The organism is Paenibacillus humicola, assembly GCF_028826105.1.
Lineage (GTDB): Bacteria > Bacillota > Bacilli > Paenibacillales > Paenibacillaceae > Paenibacillus_Z > Paenibacillus_Z humicola.
Genome location: NZ_JAQGPL010000001.1, coordinates 457,226 through 473,049, shown reverse-complemented (window position 1 = coordinate 473,049; position 15,824 = coordinate 457,226). Strand labels below are relative to the sequence as shown.

The window sequence follows — 15,824 nt, the reverse complement described above, 5'->3', positions numbered from 1 at the left end:
GCTGTTTTTAGTGGAACGCCTTGCACGGCTCGGCTATTTCTCCACCCCATAGCGGGCCGCGATAATGCCCGACTTGAGCGTTCGGCAGGATAGCAGCTTAAGCCTGATTTTCCCACTGTTGCCGCGGAATGCCGATTTTCCGCTGCCCACAATGACCGGAAAAATCGTCAGCAGGAATTCGTCGATCAGGCCGAGCTCAAGCTGCGTCTTCGCCGCCCCCGGACTGCCGAAGATAACAAGGTTTTTGCCAAGCAAGCTCGCCGCCCAATACGAGCATACGATTGCCATCACGGCTGAAGGTCCACAAATCCTGACCGCGCAATAATATAATTAGAGGTCGACCACGAGACGGTCGGCTTCATTTTTACGTATTCGGCATAGCATCTTCTTCATCCGACACATGCGATCATACGCTCTCTTACAGAGCTCAAAGGCATTTTCAGGATTACGGGAAACGATAGCTCGTTCTCGTCTTCAAGCAAAAGCAGGTTTGCGGACAGCGTATCCTCAAGGATCATGATGAGGCAGCTCGCCACCTGGGCGCGATCTTGCTCACCCGTTATAATAACTCGTTTGTTTAATCCCACCGGCCTTGTATAGATGTTCTTGTCCCAATACGGCTCTGTATATATGTTCTTGTCGTCCGACATGTAGAAATAAAAACGAGAAAGCCCGAGGGCTTTCTCTGGCACTTGCGCGCACGTCTTAATTCGTATTATTCTGGAACCCGACGTTCCCTTTCAATATCGGCACGATAATCGGGCTCGTATCCTGGTAACTTGCCAGCGCATTACTCTGCACGGTATTGTAATTGAACTGTGTTGTCGATGTGAATGACCTGCGTTTCACCGTTCTCGATCGTGTTCAGTTCGATGCGGACGTCCTTCATGGGCGATACGTCCAGCCAGAAATGCAGCCCGGCATGGTTGTGCCCTGTATAGCCGGCTTTATTGATCGTATTGCGCTGGAATTTCAACCCCTCGATCGGGTAAGAAATTTGTTTTTGGGCCGGATCGGCAACGGGTTCGGTCGTAACGATCATACCAGCGTTGAAGGAACTGTCGATGATATTGTCGCAGTAGATCAGGCTGTTGCCGCCGACGCAGGACATCCCCCGGCCTAATAGCTGGCGGTCGCTTTTCTTTTCGCCCCTCTTACCTCTGTTCCTGCTTTCCAGTAGGTTCTTGGACTAGGGCTGGAATAGATAGCATCGAATTCGATTTCTTTGAGAAATGCCCCTAACCATTTGGATTTGACGTTTACCCAAGTGGGTTAACGGGGAATCTTTATGGATGGCCCTGCAGTTTTCCTTCAACATTCCATTCCGTTTCACCATGACGGGTTAAATATAAAGCCGTTCTCGTCAAAAGGGTATCTCCTTATAAGAATATTCCATTAGTATGAGGTTATCTTTGAGGTCTTTTAATTTCTTAAACCCACATTTCTCATAACATCTAATAGCGCTTACATTTTCCTTTGATAATTTTTTGTTTTTCTGTTAAATCCAGTTCATAATACTGTATATATCCAACGGGATTTCCATAATACTCGATGATACAAGGGATTTTCTTATCCTTCCCCTCAATTCTAAACTTATATTTCTTCATTACTTTTTCCATTGTGTAAGTATCATGCGGATTGCTGTAGTATTTCTTAACTTCCTCATCATGTCGCCATTCCAACATATTTTCATAATCGATTTCATTCATTCTTCTTAGACTAATTTCAATATTTTGTATCATCCTTTTCCTCCCTTTAATTTTTTCATTAATAATTCATTGGTTCTCTCTTCTTCCGGCATCACCCAAATAATCCAAACTGACCCGTTTAGTAGAGTGAGGCCGCCACTACAGATCCGCGGCAGCCACATTAGCTCTTGTGAAACGTTAGCTTGACAATTGGCCGCGCTCATCCGTTACTCGCCTCAGCCCTTATCTCGTTAGGCAGTTTTAAAGCCAAGGATCCTGACGCTTCTTTGACTTCATTACCCACAATTCGTTTAACTCCAGTTTCAGTGATTGTACCATCAAGACCGATTTTCCCTGCCGTAATATTTGTACTCGTCACCAGGCCGCTTGTTCGGTAAAAGAGAAATCCCTTTTTGATGTCAGGTTTAGTCCCCGTGGCATCCGTCACTTTGTTTTCCAGGAAAAGCTGGTCCGTGTCTTTTTGCCCAACAGGAATATGTGCCTGCCATGTGATAACGAAAAAGTCATCCTTTAATTCATAGAACGACACGGTGTCGTCCGATATCAAGAAAAAACGATTAGCTTCACCGATTGGAAAGAGAAAAGTTGATTCAAAGCCTTCTCGTTCATGCGTGAAAGGCAGGGGTTTATTTGCAAAATGAGCACTTTGGGGCCCCTTGTCCATCACAAATTTCCGCGCCTTCGCTAGGTCTCCCTTGTAAAGGATATCTTGCTCGGTTGCAGTCAGCGGCGAGTTGACGAGTACACGATCCCCACTTACTGCTATTTGATAACCATAAAATTGTGAAAGGAAACGAAGCGGAACGTACAATCGATTGTGAACGAGTTTTACCGGCACATCGAGAGTCATTTTATTTGACTGATTAGCCTTTACATAATACGCGGTGTTTTTACCCTCGGTTAACTTAACCGTTTCCGACCATTTGTGGAGGGCTGCCGTTTTGGATGTTTGGTTCCATGTAATCGAAGCGCCGAGCGAATCGGTCAACGCACGAATCGGAACCAATGTACGGTCCTTTTCGACAATGGGCGGAACATTAAATTGAATTTCCTTATCTTTAACAACGATTTTGGAGGGTGTAGCTGCATAGGACGTGGTGATCTACCTATGATAGACGAATTTGGAGAAGATTTGTTGCGCTTCATCGGGTTAAGGTTAATCCCGGAAATACAGTATATTTATCAAGTGTTTTCGACTGACCCACGAGCCAAGCGCCTTTTATTTTAAATCTGTTTTCATCAAGATGAAAATCTACAGTCGTCTCGGTTGTTCCCAGGCTCGAAGCACCCGTTACCCACTCATCTAAAACTACTCTTATAACCCACTCACCATTCTCATGTTTGGCATCTATTACCTTTAAATCAATTGTTGTTGCGCCTCCACTAGCCGGAATAATGACATCCGGCGTGTAACCTGGGACATTGCTGTCGTAATCATCTGAAACCAACTCTCTTCCTGATTGGTCCCTTGCATCGTGTTTCATAATCAAGGTGAAAACAACATTTCTAGCCCTTATATAAGAACGTGGGTCTTCTTTAGACAAGTCTTGATTCCAAACATCAGTTTGAGTGACATTTTGTGATTGAATGGAAGCTGTCTTGGTGTTATTGTCCCAGTTCACTTTCGCTCCCAATGCCGTCGAGATAAAGCTGAGCGGCACCATAACCCGATCGTTTATGATTTGTGGTTCCACATCTGTTATGATTTTCGCACCATTAACAACAATTTTGGCCGTTTGTTTTGCGAAGACTGTGGTCCCCAAGATAGCCGTGGTAAGCGCTGTAAGCAATAAGAACAATCCGGTTTTCTTAATCATACTTTTACTTCGTTTCATTAAATCTTCTCCTCCTTCGATAATCATTTCATTTTTAGACAGACGGAGGTCTCAAATTTGTATCCGTTCAACATATTAATTTTATTAAAAAGCATTTCGAGCCTGAGGCAGCTTTCTCATAAATCGTTCAGAATCCCTTACAAACCCAAATTGTTCATACAAACCATGAGCATCTTTGGTCCCCAAAATTACAGTCATCCACTCAAACTCTGGAGCATTGGTTATCACATCAATTAATTTTTTCGAAAATTCCTTGCCTTCGATAGGCCTCCAAAACAAAAACATCACATAAATAATAAGCTGTTGCTCCGTCCGTAATGATCCGTGCAAAGCCAATCATTTTATCCTGATCGTATACACCATAGCAAAGAGAGTTTTGAATCGATTTTTTAATCTGCTCTGGTGGTCTTCGATTAGCCCAGTAACTTTCTGCCAAAAAATCTATGACCGTTTGGACATTTATTTTTGTTTTATCATCACTGATTACATATTGTTTATATGAGACCTCCATGAAAGCACCTCCCGGTTTTACCGATATTCTACCATATATTTTAATAAAGTCTCTTTTGTGGTTAATGCAAGCCAGCAGCGGACAAATTGGACCAACAGTTTCATTTGCGCCATTCGTGTTGAGCTATGCTGCCTGTTAGCGGGAGTGAGGCCGGCGCTCGATCCGCGGCACGTCAATTGGCATAACGGAACAAATTCAAAAGAATAAGGGATCCTCTGACTGCCGCTGCAGCCGGAGAATCCCTATTAAAGTAACGTGCCTTTCAGGCCGCGGGTCAACCGCACAACTAAGCTGGAACGTAAGCCAGCCTGATCACCTGCTCGCCAATTCGATCGCTTGCCACGAGGCGCAGCGGCGGCCGCGAACCGGCAAAGAACGGCCTGCCATGACCCAGCACGACTGGATGGAGGTAGAGTCGATACTCATCAACGAGACCGAGCTCCGTCAGACTGTGCGCCAACTCCGGCCCGGCAACTTCAATCTCTCCTTCATACTGATCCTTCAGCCAGCGTATGGCCGCTGCAAGGTCGCCCTCGATCAGAGAAGCATTCGGGCCGACGGACTTTAACGTCTTCGACACCACCCACTTCGGTTGGCTTTGCCACGCCGCTGCGTATTCCCGTGCCGACGCATCCCATTCAACATGGTTTTCGTCCCAATACCGCATGATCTCGTACATGCGGCGCCCATACAGGCTGCCCGCCAGGCCGCGCACGCCGTCGATGAAATGACGGAATAGCACGGGGTCGGGGTGAAATGCCGTATGGTCGACGAACCCGTCCAAAGACTGGTTTGCTGCAAAAACGATCTTTGCCATGCGATTGGTTCTCCTCCTTGGTTTACACGTTCCGTATGCAGCCTCTTGTCTACATTTTATCATCTAGCAGCAGGTTTGGTTTCTCATGGATTGCTAATATGCACAGTCCTGGCCTGACCGAATGCAACTTTCACTTAACGAAGCATGATAGATAAATTAATTCTGCCCGTCAATGGTCATCAAAAGGACGAGCAGTCCTCACGGCAGTTCCACATTATCGTTCATCCGTTAGTTTCTCGTGCCATCCCAAAATGCTTTAGCCTTATCAAACACCCAATTTAAGTTCGCATAGCCCCGTTCCGCGTGAAGTCTAAGTGCATCTTCCCATGCAAAATATTGAGCGCTTTCAACTTCGTCAGACTGGTGGACAGGCTCTGCTTGTTCATCCATGGCTTCAAGAACGAATAAGCGGACCTGCTTTCGAATGGTTAACCCTTTTCGTTCGATTGGATATTCAACGTCTCCAAGCGGTGAAAGGATTCTTGACTTAATTCCGGTCTCCTCCAAAATTTCTCGGACCGCAGCCTCCTCCCATGTCTCTCCGGATTCCAGATGACCCTTTGGGAAACTCACATGTCCATACCTGTCGTCGATGAGCAGGACTTGGAATCCTGCCTGTGTCTTACGAAAAACTAATCCTCCCGCAGCACGTTCAATGAGATTGTCTGTCATCGTAACCCTCCTCTCCCCTCCAGATTTACCCACTGGTCCTCAAATTTAAAAGTTCGGGGGTACAGCTCCGTTGATATTGTAAGATACGTTTACCTTATCCTCGTTTAAAGCAATTCCTGATCTTCTAAGTTCAAATGCATTCCTCCGCTCATTCGAGTGATATTCGCATCTACATTTCTGTAAGCAATCGCTTTTCCAACCAGACTCTTCGGCAGAGTTTGAGAGCGCTGTTGCTTGAGCCATACCGAATAAGCCTCCAGGATCGGAAGGCTTCGCTTCTTTAGCTCGGCATATCGTTCTTCTGGCGAAGCATCCTTCAGCCCGCGCTCAATAGCGAAGAGAGCATGCATAACCATCGACATGCAGGTAACCTTTGAACCCGGATAAGAAAATTTGTGATGATACACGCTTTTTTTGTACAGCCAATATTTCAATTGTTCGACAGAACAATGATTTGCGGTGCACCAAGCTTTCATCGTGAGGCCACTTGCCCGATTGGCTGCGATACGTGTGTGCCAATCTTGTCTGCGTTGTTCTTTGGCATTCATGAGTTACCCTCCGTATTCAGGTTAATCTCATGATCTCATAGCTAGGTTAGTAGTTGAAGGTGTGGAGAGTTTGACGCTAATATCCTCCTAATGAATGCTCAGTCTGTCCAATTCACCAATAGCAAGGTAATATTCAATTTCTAAATATCTTCCCTCGATAAGCCTGCAATTTTGCAAATGTTCGATGTACCCGTTTATATTTCCCTTTTGAAGACACTAGTCCCCAAATAGAACTCAATTCCGCATCTTTCTCTAGTACTCATAATTGGATGGGTTGTTATCGACTCTTTCAATTCTTCTTCCGTTATCTCGTCTAATAAATTTTATGTGTGCTCTTCTAACTTTTAAACTGGTGTTACCTAGACCACCGAAGTCAAGATGCCTATGCCAAAAATCGTACCAGGAATCATCGTCTATATATAACTGATAATTTTCGACCAATGACCATAGTTTTTTGAAATATCTTTTTTTGCCGCGTAACTTCCTCAAGTTGCCCCTCCCAAAAATTAAGTATTCAATAACCCAATACATACGTATATATTGTGATCTCACAATCCCCTTCGATAAACCTTATAAAATCTAAGCATTCCACATTCTTGTTACTTCTTCTAATTCTAAGTCCTCAAATTGCATTTTATAAATATCCGGTTTCTTTAATTGATTCAAAAATTCCAAGCCGAAAGCCGGATCAAAATAATTCATCATCAAAGTCATGACAAGACCATGAGTTCCGACTACTATTTTCTTCCCTCTGTGCTCTTTTAATAGGGGTTTTAGAACGGAGATTGCCCTTTTCTGACAAGCCGCATTAGACTCTCCATCCGGCAAGGTATAATTAGGGTCATTAAAACTCTCCCTGATACTAGACATTAACTCTGCATTTCCAATAATATTAGATGAAAAATGACGTTCTCTAAGATCTTCAAATACTTTAATATCTAACTTTAAATGCTCGGCCAATCCTTCAACACTAAGAATTGCTCGAGTATAAGGACTCGATATGATCAGGTCTATGCCTTCACCTATAAGTAACTTCGTTACGTTTTCAATATCGGTCTTTCCTTTTGGGGTAAGCCCTCTTGTTCTTTCATTTCCTTCATTGTATGGTGATTCCCCATGCCTAACCATATAGATAATGGTCTTCATACAGGCCTCCTTTAGTATTAAATTAAGCTCTCGTCTTCGTCCCTTTAACAATGCTTTTTAGTTCGATTAAGTCATCTATAATTATATCCGCCTGAGAAAGTTCGTTCTCTTGTGCAAAATCAAACTTACATCCTATTGCAATTAAACCATTATCTTTTGCCGCATTTATATCCGAAAGACGATCTCCCACAACTGCGCCATAGGTAATTCCATATTTTTCCAAAATTTTCTTAACTAAATCCGATTTATTGAACGATTCAATCTGTTGGATGCTGAATGTTTCAGTAACCCAATGATCCAAATGATAATAATTCACAATCGCTCTTAAATACTCCGTCAAGCCATTACTTGCTATATAAATCGAACAATTATTCTCAGTTAGATATCTGAAAATTTCCTTTACATTAGGATATAAAGCTCCATTCCCGCTTTTTATATGTTCAACTAGTCTTTTCAAAAAATAAGCATCCGTTCGTTCTCTTACTTCAAGAGAATGGTCGGGTAACAATGCTTCCCATACTTTTGGCAAAGGTACGCCCATTATTTCACGATATTTATCAATTGGGGTTTCCTTATCCCATTCATTACGTGACCTTAACTGATTAAAAGCATCTTCGAGAGATATTTCTAAAATCTTATTTGTTTGAAAAAGCGTCCCATCCATATCAAAGATGAATGACTGAACCATTGACTTTCCTCCATTTTGTTCTCCGTTAATGGATTCGTCACTCCCGAACCATTCCGCTCCATTAACGTTCTGCGATGCCGATAATCATTCCAATAACGGCCGGAACATCTTCGCTTCGGCTGATCACGAAGAAATGGTCTGCTTCGTTGGCCTTCGGTGCCGCCATTTCGCTATTATTCGCCGACAACTGTTGACGGGCAAGCACTTCCGCGAATGTCGAAGCGTTCCGGAAAATCTCCTTGCTTCGTTGACTCGCTGCTACGCGGGCTTGGAGCACGTCATCCGGAATATCGAAATAAACGAGGATGCTTATAAATCCTTTTCCTCGAAAGTAATCCAGCAAATCCGTACGGCTTTTCCGAGCGAGATTGGAATTACAAAGAATCAGATTACATTCAGCCTGATTCACTGCATAATCGACAATCGTTTGAGTGACGGCATATTTGAGAGTATTTGGACCTTCTTTCGGACGCAGCGATTTGTAGTGAGCGTTAATGAACGCAGCGTGATTGTCTTGATCGAAGACAACCGAGTGATGCAGTTGCGCCTCCAATGATCTGGCGAATGTGGTTTTACCGCTATGCGTTTTACCGACCGTTATAACCACGAGTCTGTTCATAAGCGCCTCCGTTTCTTGTCCGTCTCCTAACTGGACCTGCCGTGTTAAATGGTAATAAAGCTCATTTCTATACCAAAAAAATCTTACTCCACTTCGCCCCAGCCGACTAGTGAATTCTGCTCGATCGTAAAGAAGAGCCTTATGGATAAAAATAACACCTATGCAATTCCCTTCATCTTACTCCGCGCGAAGTCTAATTCAGTCTTAATGATGTTTACAGATTGATCATGATTTGCAAGCTTTCACAATAAGAAAATGAGGATGAGTTGTAAGATAATCAAACCATCTTGTATACCAGTTACTCGCCTCAGGTAAGTCCTTAAAGTCCAAACTTGGTTTTGGTTCGATGATTTGGTTAATTATAAACTGTGCTGATGTTACGTTAAGAATCTCTTGAAGCGGCCTCCTGTAGAAAGTGGCCTCCACAGGGCCGGATTCTTTTTTGTTCCAGATCTCCATCAGCAACTCGTGAGCGAAATAGTCGGGTCGATCAAAATGTGTAAAGTCCATGAAAGGATGATGAACGGAGAAAATCAAGCTTCCCCCTGGCTTCAGCACGCGATGGAATTCACGAAAGGTAGGAACCCAATTGTCAATGTAGTGAAGGGTTAAAGAACTTACGATAAGGTCGAACGCCTCGTCGTTAAACGGTAGAGGATCAGATAGATCGCATGTGAGTACTGTTGCCTTATCGCCGATTCGCCTTTTACAGGCTTCAACCATTTTGGGACTAATATCAATCGCTGTAACAAGTGCCCCTTGTTTAATAAATTGCTCCGTATACCATCCCGCGGCGCAGCCGGCATCAAGAACTGAAAGCTGCTTCATTTCCGTTGGCAAAAGTTTCATCACTGCCGGTCGTTCGTAATATGCGTTATGTCCGCTCTGGGTATCAACATGCTTTTCGTAGTCCTTTGCCAGTCTATCGTAAGCCTCAATAACTTTCCCCTTCATTGGATCACACTCCTTACTTCAAGTGAATTACATTATTATTCTCTTTAGATCCCCTAACCCCTTTCGATTATCTTGTCATACAAATCTGCTAGTTCCTTCAGTCAAAAAAAGGGGCAGCTGCCGCGTCCCTTGATTTAAAATAAATTCTATAAGCCTATTCATCAACCAGTACATCAAAACGACTTAAACAACCATCTGAGCGATAAACACATGCGGGCTAGTTTCGTTCAAAAAAATAACTCGATCCCGGCGACGCTCCATTTGTTTAGTTGTCCAACGCCATGAGTAAAGGACAGCCGCGCGGCTGCCCCTTCAAAGTTGAACTTTCGTCATCCATTCGTTCAAAGTGCTAAATACGTTGAGACAAGAACGTAATAAGTCCTTAACGATCTGACCCCGTCAATTACCGATACAAAACATCTACCTGATGTTCTCCATCCATTTCTCAAGCACCGCGAGTGAAGAAGGATCCGTAATATAACAAGCGCGTGATGCAAGACGAAGCTGTTGGAATAACGGGATGGCTTGTTCTTCATCAAGAGTTAAAACGCTTCTTGATTCATAACCGAGTACAAACTCTGCAGTGTACTCTCGGATGTTCTGTGTCGCGCCATGCAGCGTCCAGCACCCGATATCGTCTGCAGCACTACCGAAGCGAACACCGCCCCAATCGGTCATCCCAGTAATCACCCCGTCTCGCACAAAAAGCTCTGGGCCATCACCACGGATGAGTTGGCGGCGTGGCTGTGCTTGGTGATACCAACCCCGAACCGCATGAATCGCCGAGGATATCATTTGTCTTATTGACTCGGGTTGTTCGCCCTTTATACCATGTCGCATATGTCCCAAAACATCTTTAACTGTCCATGCTCCCGTTGCATCGACATCCCGCATACTCAAATGAATCCTCGCCAGCAACTCTCCTAGTACCCTAGGAGGAATATCATGCAGTGATGTTGGAATTCCTTCGACAGGATGAAGAACAGCAAGCATCCAGTGTTGATCCTTGATGGTTGTGATGGTACTCAGAGAACCTGACAAAGTAAGTACAGGAGCACCCGCTTCCATACCTGACGTCTCTACAGCTTGACTCGCTCGTAGTCCAGCGCGGAAATGCTCGTCGTGATCACGTGCCAATTTAACAATGCCGTTACTGATCCTCCAAACTCGAGATGTCGACCCGGTGGAAAGTGGCTGAAGCTCCTCGTCAATTCCCCACGTACGCTTTAATTCTGAACGAACCGCATTAATTGTGGTTTCGTCACCCGGCGGAATATTACTTCCGGCAGTAGGGTGTCCAGCTGCTATATGGGGTGTAATCCCAGGTTCAGATGAACCGTTCAACTCAATCCCCCTCTTGATTTCGCAATTACCTTTTTAACAGAGATCCCTATTCAAATCCATTTAATTACAAACAGTATAACAGCTTCTTCGGATAAACCGGATAGCAAAAACAGTTATTAATAAACTTTGCTGACCGTTCGCGGAGTGAGGACGCCTCTCCATCCGGCGGCAGCCTCACTGAGCTCTTGTCTTCGCGTTAGTCCACTCGCTTAAGCACCCGAATTCTTGAGTAGTCAATTGATAAGTATATTATGGACTTGGCTTATCCCTAATCTCTTTGATTCATGCTATGAATAAACCCTTTCTACTCTAGTAAATGACAGAGGGGGAAGAGAATGAACCTTATTAGAAAGTTTTCATTTTAGTTTACTCTGTTTTTGCTGTGGGCCTTTGAACATCCCGAAGGAATTGAAAGAAAGTGCTGAAATTGATGGCTGTCCCGAATTCGAAACGTAGCGCATTGAATGCCGGCCATCGGTTACGAAAAAATTGGCGGAGGTTTGCGAGGTCGATTACGGTAATTGTTAGAGCCTGTTTTACATACACGATAAGAAATCCGATCGGCTTCATAACCGGACTTTCTATATACGGAATGATGGGCTTACACGTTGAGCTCGGCGGGTATCGAAATGACCAGTTCAGGTGGGCTCGCCCAGGTAAATGGCCGACCAGGCGGGGCTATAGAGCTGGCAGTTCCGTCGGTGCATCGTAAGATTCTTACGACGAACGCCGTCATCGGCCGGAAGCCGTCCGTCAGCCGCATGTTATTGTATTCCCGCGCGGCAGCGGTTGCCAATACCGGCGGTTCGTCTGCTTAATCGCTTGGGTCACCCTTAGGAGCTTGTGGAGCTTCATGGCATTCCCTTCGGATCGGCCACTTACATCACGGGAGCCAGCAACGCTGTCGATGGCAGAGGACCGCATTTAAAGCCCGTTGCGATCACGGGATAGCGCAAACACCTTTAAGCTTCTGAACTTCAACGTGCGGAGTTACCTCAATTTCCGGGACTACGATTAAATCCTGGCACATTTTTTTCTAGCGGTATTCCTTCGTAAGGTGGCTCACTTTGGATCGTTCTGTGTTTGTTATTCCCCGAAACAAGGTATACCATTCCATTTTGTTTTACTTTTTTATGTTCTGTGACAGTTCGCTTTCTTGCAATGATTGTTTTTCGGTTACTTTTGTAAACGGTCTCTTTTCTCACTTTCTCACTTTAGGACTTTAACTTTACAATTGAAAGGTTAACACGATAGTGGCCATACTTTAAGATGCGGTCAAGAAGTAATTGCATTTCTTCATTTGAGGCAAAGTGTGCAGTCAACAAAAAGGAACATCCATCCCCACTGATCCGGTGTACCTCGGAAATCGCCTCTTCCGCATTGAAAAACTTATGAAATGCCGGATGATTAACGGAATCAACAAAAATATTAATAAATGCAGTCACAGGCTGCCCAAGCTTGGCCTTATTTATCGCAATCGTATATTGTTCAATGATGCCCAATTCCTCTAACCTTCGAATGCGATTTCCCACAGCCTGCCCAGTCATGTGTATTTCTTTACCAATATCCTTCCATTGTATTCTTGAGTTTTCCCTTAATAAAGCCAGTATTTTGAGATCCACATGATCAATCATAATAATGATTTAGTCCTTTCATCATGAAACTTGGAAGCAGAGAACCGTTTCATCAACTTATTCTGTTCATTAGAAATCGTCGCTATACTTAGTTATATCACCTTACACCTAATTGTCTAGCAGCTATTTTTTTTATAGCGCAGATGAGCAAGAAAACATTAAAAGGAGGTTTGTTACATGGAAGCTACCACTTTAATAAAAAGCAATTTTCAAGAGTATATTAATCAGGGAGTGACATTGGTCGAGTTTTGGGCACCTTCTTGTGCACATTGTAAGCTGCAACTGCCGGTCATTGAAGAATTGGCGGAAAAATTTAAGCATCAAGCTGTAATCGCAAGAGTGAATGTCCAAATTGAAAAGGAGTTGGAAGAGGAGTACGGTGTAACGAGTCTCCCAACTTTGATTCTATTCAAAGACGGGTATCGGGTCGAGAAATTAGAAGGATTTCAAAGTCAGGACTCATTGATTCAAAAAGTACAATTTTACACCTCTATAGGGGATACTTGTTGAAGATCAGCAAAGACATTCTAAAGTATTAATTGCATTTCTTCATTTGAGGCGATGTGGGGGCAACGAATCCGGAGTTCCGGAAATCGCCTCTTCCGTACTAAAAACGTATGAAATGCTGGCCAGGTGAAACAAAGGAGTGTAGGATATGGATTCAGTCATTTCAAAGAAAGTAACGTTTATTTCATATAGTATGGCTTTTATATTTATTATCTCGATGATTACGGCTGCAGTGATGTTGAAAGATCACCAGCTTATTCTGCCGGAAGCTGCTGCAATGGCGGTTGCTATGTGGGTGTACCGAGAAGAAGGATGGATCAGGCAACCCTCAAAGATTTTTCTTGCACCTTCTTTCACTGCCGCCATCGGTTTCGTGGTGAATCATTTAAATATTCCTTATCTGGGAAAAGTCAGCCTGACCATCGTACTCTTGATGCTCTTTATGCGCATCATTCAGTCGAACTTAGCACCGTCCATTGCAACGGGTTTACTACCGTTAGTTGTGAATGCAAACGAATGGTCATTTATTATTTCGGTTTTCATTGAAACCTTCATATTAATGCTCGGGGTTCTCGTATTTGGTTTAAATAAAGGACTTGAGAAGAAAGTTAAAATAAATTACAGGTATATGCTCGTTTTCTTAGTGCTGACTTTCGTGTGGATGGGTTTATGCTGGCTTGTTGGATACGAACAACTCGCAGTTATACCGCCTATTCTCGTTGTTGTGTATGAGTCTCTTCAGAAGCCGATGTATATCGGCAAGATGGCTTTTAAGCAAGGGCTTGTGTTGACAATATCTGCGACTGTCGGAACGCTAGTGTACTTGTCTATTGATTTGTGGATAGTGGCAACGATATTAGATATGCTTTTGATGCTTATTCTGTTGCGTATTGTCGGCATGCGCATGCCAGCAGCTTACGGCTTCACACTGCTGCCGTTTGTTTTCCCAAAAGATAATGTTACGATGTTACCGTTAGTTTCATTGGTTGCATCTGTATTCCTGTTATCTTCAGTATTGGTGTATAAAAAAATTGAAATGAAGCGAAGGACGAAGGCAATTCAAATGCTTAATAACTTATAGTCTTTCCACTTTATCCTAAATTGAATTGGGTCAAGAAAAACGGGACGCTTCCTTGTGGAAACCCCGTTTTTTCCTCTACCGGCCGATAACTTCAACCTCAAAAGGAGCTGCCGCGCAATCATAAGGCCGGCAGTTTCATTGGCAGCGAACCACATTAAGCTCGAAGCTGCAAATGTTTATCTTGAACTAAAGCTCCCTAAGAGCCCATTACCATGTCTCATCAAGATGTTCCGCATAGTAAGAAATTCCCCGTTTGAAAAATTGAAGTTTTTCGTCTGAGGTTGTCTCCATCAAGTTAATCAAAACCAGTTCCATTGCTTCTTTGTAGTTCTGCGTATTGTAAAGGGCTATCGCAAGAAAAACTTGGATAGCTCTGTTGTTTGGAAATTTCCTCACACCTCGACGTAATGTTTCCACTGCTTCCTGATAGTTACCCAGTGCACGGTACGTGCTTCCCAGCCCAAGTAAGCACCTTTCAAGATCCGGTCCAGAAAGACCCAAATCGATAGCACTCAGATAATACGAAATGGCTTCTTTGCCCATTCCCGTATTGTCGTGTGCGACTCCTGTCTGAAAGTTTATTTGCGCATCATTTGGGTAGAGAGCAGCCAAATCTAAAAGAAGCGCACGGGCTTGCGCCAGAATAGATTCATCTTGTTTAGCTCGCCCCTCCTCACGCAACTGAATTGCCTTAGCTAAACGATCTCGCATCTTTGGTACATCCTCCCCAAGGTTTTTACGCTCTTCTGCCCGTTCGTGGAGTAGCCGCCGCTCGCAGATTGATCATAATTTGCAAGCTTTCACAATAAAAAAATGTGGATTTGTTGTAAGATGATCAAACCATTTTGTGTAAGTTACTCGCCTCGGGTAAATCCTTAAAGTCCAAACTTGGCTTTGGTTCGATAATTTGGTTAATTGCAAAATGTGCTGATGTTACGTTAAGAATCTCTTGAAGGGGCCTCCTGTAGAAAGTGACCTCCACAGGGCCGGATTCTTTTTTGTTCCAGATCTCCATCAGTAACTCGTGAGCAAAGTAGTCGGGTCGGTCAAAATGTGTAAAGTCCATGAAAGATGATGAACGGAGAAAATCAAGCTTCCCCCTGGTTTCAGCTCACGATGGAATTCACGAAAGGTGGGAACCCCGTTTTACGATTCGCCTTTTACAGGCTTCAACCATTTTGGGACTAATATCAATAGGTGTAACAAGTAAAATGAACGAACAAACTTGCTCGTATAACTAGCAAGAATGGCAAGAGCAGTGTAAATAATCCACCAAAAGATGATCGAATTATTTTTCGCGATCCACACCCAAACGCCAGCCGCAATAAAGGTCGTTAACGGAAACAAAAATGCTCTTTTTGTTAGAAAGTAACCAAGGATATTCAATAGCACGACGAATAGGGGGAGAACAATTGTTAACCAGAGGACGATATGAATAGAAATACCCTCCTTCAAGCTTCAAAGAACGGTCAGCGTAATGTATTGGCATTCTTTGACTTGTATCGTAGTCTGAAAAACGAAAACGCAAAGAAGAAAATCCCGATAATTAGAAACCATACCCTTCCTTCATAAGAAATCATTAAAAAAAGCTCTCGTGTGTTTGATGGTCCTGATTCGGGGCCAACGCTATAAGGATAACTGTAAACAAATGGTGCTGTTCCTAAAATGAGCAAAGCCGTTCCAATTATTAAAGAGAAATAAAAGGAAAAACCCTTCATAATATCCCCCTTTATCCTACGATTCACGATGAGGTTAAAGA

The 15,824-nt window shown here is 43.6% G+C and carries 19 protein-coding genes and 2 pseudogenes; 2 read left to right on the top strand and 19 right to left on the bottom strand.

What is annotated here, in order from left to right:
- Positions 1-33: 33 nt before the first annotated feature.
- From PD282_RS02235 to PD282_RS02165, 17 genes and pseudogenes are all read right to left on the bottom strand, one after another.
- Positions 34-288, bottom strand: a complete 255-nt coding sequence (locus PD282_RS02235) for a dihydrofolate reductase family protein (protein ID WP_274648768.1) — start codon at positions 286-288, stop codon at positions 34-36.
- 502 nt (positions 289-790) lie between these two features.
- Positions 791-1,111, bottom strand: coding sequence for a hypothetical protein (locus tag PD282_RS02230; RefSeq protein WP_274648767.1), 321 nt, complete (start codon positions 1,109-1,111; stop codon positions 791-793).
- Between the two features lie 175 nt (positions 1,112-1,286).
- A complete protein-coding gene (locus tag PD282_RS27425) occupies positions 1,287-1,367 on the bottom strand; it encodes a histidine phosphatase family protein (RefSeq protein ID WP_420832339.1) in 81 nt (26 codons plus the stop codon).
- 87 nt (positions 1,368-1,454) lie between these two features.
- A complete protein-coding gene (locus PD282_RS02225) occupies positions 1,455-1,742 on the bottom strand; it encodes a GNAT family N-acetyltransferase (protein ID WP_274648766.1) in 288 nt (95 codons plus the stop codon).
- A 166-nt stretch (positions 1,743-1,908) separates the two neighbouring features.
- Entirely contained in the window at positions 1,909-2,778 is an 870-nt protein-coding gene (locus tag PD282_RS02220) for a copper amine oxidase N-terminal domain-containing protein (protein ID WP_420832338.1), read from the bottom strand.
- A gap of 73 nt (positions 2,779-2,851) precedes the next feature.
- Complete coding sequence (locus PD282_RS02215; RefSeq protein ID WP_274648764.1) at positions 2,852-3,544, bottom strand: copper amine oxidase N-terminal domain-containing protein; 693 nt, start codon at positions 3,542-3,544, stop codon at positions 2,852-2,854.
- Between the two features lie 229 nt (positions 3,545-3,773).
- Entirely contained in the window at positions 3,774-4,055 is a 282-nt protein-coding gene (locus PD282_RS02210; RefSeq protein WP_274648763.1) for a GNAT family N-acetyltransferase, read from the bottom strand.
- Between the two features lie 286 nt (positions 4,056-4,341).
- Positions 4,342-4,872, bottom strand: a complete 531-nt coding sequence (locus tag PD282_RS02205; protein ID WP_274648762.1) for a dihydrofolate reductase family protein — start codon at positions 4,870-4,872, stop codon at positions 4,342-4,344.
- A gap of 228 nt (positions 4,873-5,100) precedes the next feature.
- Positions 5,101-5,544, bottom strand: a complete 444-nt coding sequence (locus tag PD282_RS02200; RefSeq protein WP_274648761.1) for an NUDIX hydrolase — start codon at positions 5,542-5,544, stop codon at positions 5,101-5,103.
- Positions 5,545-5,723: 179 nt separating this feature from the next.
- Positions 5,724-5,885 (bottom strand): annotated as a pseudogene (locus PD282_RS02195) (IS66 family transposase); the annotation flags it as partial.
- 81 nt (positions 5,886-5,966) lie between these two features.
- A pseudogene (gene tnpA / locus PD282_RS27420) lies at positions 5,967-6,092 on the bottom strand (IS66 family insertion sequence element accessory protein TnpA); the annotation flags it as partial.
- A 579-nt stretch (positions 6,093-6,671) separates the two neighbouring features.
- Positions 6,672-7,238: a histidine phosphatase family protein gene (locus PD282_RS02190; RefSeq protein ID WP_274648760.1), complete on the bottom strand. Its 567-nt coding sequence runs from the start codon at positions 7,236-7,238 to the stop codon at positions 6,672-6,674.
- A gap of 22 nt (positions 7,239-7,260) precedes the next feature.
- Positions 7,261-7,926 carry an HAD family hydrolase gene (locus PD282_RS02185; protein WP_274648759.1) on the bottom strand — a complete coding sequence of 222 codons (666 nt, stop codon included), beginning with the start codon at positions 7,924-7,926 and terminating at the stop codon, positions 7,261-7,263.
- Positions 7,927-7,987: 61 nt separating this feature from the next.
- Positions 7,988-8,545: an ATP-binding protein gene (locus PD282_RS02180; protein WP_274648758.1), complete on the bottom strand. Its 558-nt coding sequence runs from the start codon at positions 8,543-8,545 to the stop codon at positions 7,988-7,990.
- A gap of 225 nt (positions 8,546-8,770) precedes the next feature.
- Complete coding sequence (locus PD282_RS02175; RefSeq protein ID WP_274648757.1) at positions 8,771-9,499, bottom strand: class I SAM-dependent methyltransferase; 729 nt, start codon at positions 9,497-9,499, stop codon at positions 8,771-8,773.
- A 420-nt stretch (positions 9,500-9,919) separates the two neighbouring features.
- Positions 9,920-10,843 carry a phosphotransferase enzyme family protein gene (locus PD282_RS02170; RefSeq protein ID WP_274648756.1) on the bottom strand — a complete coding sequence of 308 codons (924 nt, stop codon included), beginning with the start codon at positions 10,841-10,843 and terminating at the stop codon, positions 9,920-9,922.
- 1,214 nt (positions 10,844-12,057) lie between these two features.
- On the bottom strand, positions 12,058-12,477 hold the full coding sequence (locus PD282_RS02165; protein WP_274648755.1) for an Lrp/AsnC family transcriptional regulator: 420 nt from the start codon (positions 12,475-12,477) through the stop codon (positions 12,058-12,060).
- 177 nt (positions 12,478-12,654) lie between these two features.
- On the opposite strand from PD282_RS02165, the gene PD282_RS02160 reads away from it, so the two are divergent.
- Both PD282_RS02160 and PD282_RS02155 read left to right on the top strand, forming a co-directional pair.
- Complete coding sequence (locus PD282_RS02160; protein ID WP_274648754.1) at positions 12,655-12,987, top strand: thioredoxin family protein; 333 nt, start codon at positions 12,655-12,657, stop codon at positions 12,985-12,987.
- A gap of 145 nt (positions 12,988-13,132) precedes the next feature.
- Positions 13,133-14,065: a hypothetical protein gene (locus PD282_RS02155; protein WP_274648753.1), complete on the top strand. Its 933-nt coding sequence runs from the start codon at positions 13,133-13,135 to the stop codon at positions 14,063-14,065.
- 207 nt (positions 14,066-14,272) lie between these two features.
- Here the strand turns inward: PD282_RS02155 and PD282_RS02150 are convergent, their stop codons facing one another.
- Both PD282_RS02150 and PD282_RS27415 read right to left on the bottom strand, forming a co-directional pair.
- Positions 14,273-14,776 carry a tetratricopeptide repeat protein gene (locus PD282_RS02150; protein ID WP_274648752.1) on the bottom strand — a complete coding sequence of 168 codons (504 nt, stop codon included), beginning with the start codon at positions 14,774-14,776 and terminating at the stop codon, positions 14,273-14,275.
- A 435-nt stretch (positions 14,777-15,211) separates the two neighbouring features.
- Complete coding sequence (locus tag PD282_RS27415) at positions 15,212-15,457, bottom strand: DUF2651 family protein (protein WP_420832337.1); 246 nt, start codon at positions 15,455-15,457, stop codon at positions 15,212-15,214.
- Between the last annotated feature and the right edge of the window lie 367 nt (positions 15,458-15,824).

Bases quoted from the DNA above. Each gene is read 5' to 3' on its own strand.
- PD282_RS02160 (WP_274648754.1), top strand. From the start codon at position 12,655: ATGGAAGCTACCACTTTAATAAAAAGCAATTTTCAAGAGTATATTAAT.
- PD282_RS02205 (WP_274648762.1), bottom strand. From the start codon at position 4,872: ATGGCAAAGATCGTTTTTGCAGCAAACCAGTCTTTGGACGGGTTCGTC.
- PD282_RS02230 (WP_274648767.1), bottom strand. From the start codon at position 1,111: ATGTCCTGCGTCGGCGGCAACAGCCTGATCTACTGCGACAATATCATC.
- PD282_RS02165 (WP_274648755.1), bottom strand. From the start codon at position 12,477: ATGATTGATCATGTGGATCTCAAAATACTGGCTTTATTAAGGGAAAAC.
- PD282_RS02200 (WP_274648761.1), bottom strand. From the start codon at position 5,544: ATGACAGACAATCTCATTGAACGTGCTGCGGGAGGATTAGTTTTTCGT.
- PD282_RS02180 (WP_274648758.1), bottom strand. From the start codon at position 8,545: ATGAACAGACTCGTGGTTATAACGGTCGGTAAAACGCATAGCGGTAAA.
- PD282_RS02185 (WP_274648759.1), bottom strand. From the start codon at position 7,926: ATGGTTCAGTCATTCATCTTTGATATGGATGGGACGCTTTTTCAAACA.
- PD282_RS02215 (WP_274648764.1), bottom strand. From the start codon at position 3,544: ATGAAACGAAGTAAAAGTATGATTAAGAAAACCGGATTGTTCTTATTG.
- PD282_RS02225 (WP_274648766.1), bottom strand. From the start codon at position 1,742: ATGATACAAAATATTGAAATTAGTCTAAGAAGAATGAATGAAATCGAT.
- PD282_RS02210 (WP_274648763.1), bottom strand. From the start codon at position 4,055: ATGGAGGTCTCATATAAACAATATGTAATCAGTGATGATAAAACAAAA.
- PD282_RS02150 (WP_274648752.1), bottom strand. From the start codon at position 14,776: ATGCGAGATCGTTTAGCTAAGGCAATTCAGTTGCGTGAGGAGGGGCGA.
- PD282_RS02175 (WP_274648757.1), bottom strand. From the start codon at position 9,499: ATGAAGGGGAAAGTTATTGAGGCTTACGATAGACTGGCAAAGGACTAC.
- PD282_RS02190 (WP_274648760.1), bottom strand. From the start codon at position 7,238: ATGAAGACCATTATCTATATGGTTAGGCATGGGGAATCACCATACAAT.
- PD282_RS02155 (WP_274648753.1), top strand. From the start codon at position 13,133: ATGGATTCAGTCATTTCAAAGAAAGTAACGTTTATTTCATATAGTATG.
- PD282_RS02235 (WP_274648768.1), bottom strand. From the start codon at position 288: ATGGCAATCGTATGCTCGTATTGGGCGGCGAGCTTGCTTGGCAAAAAC.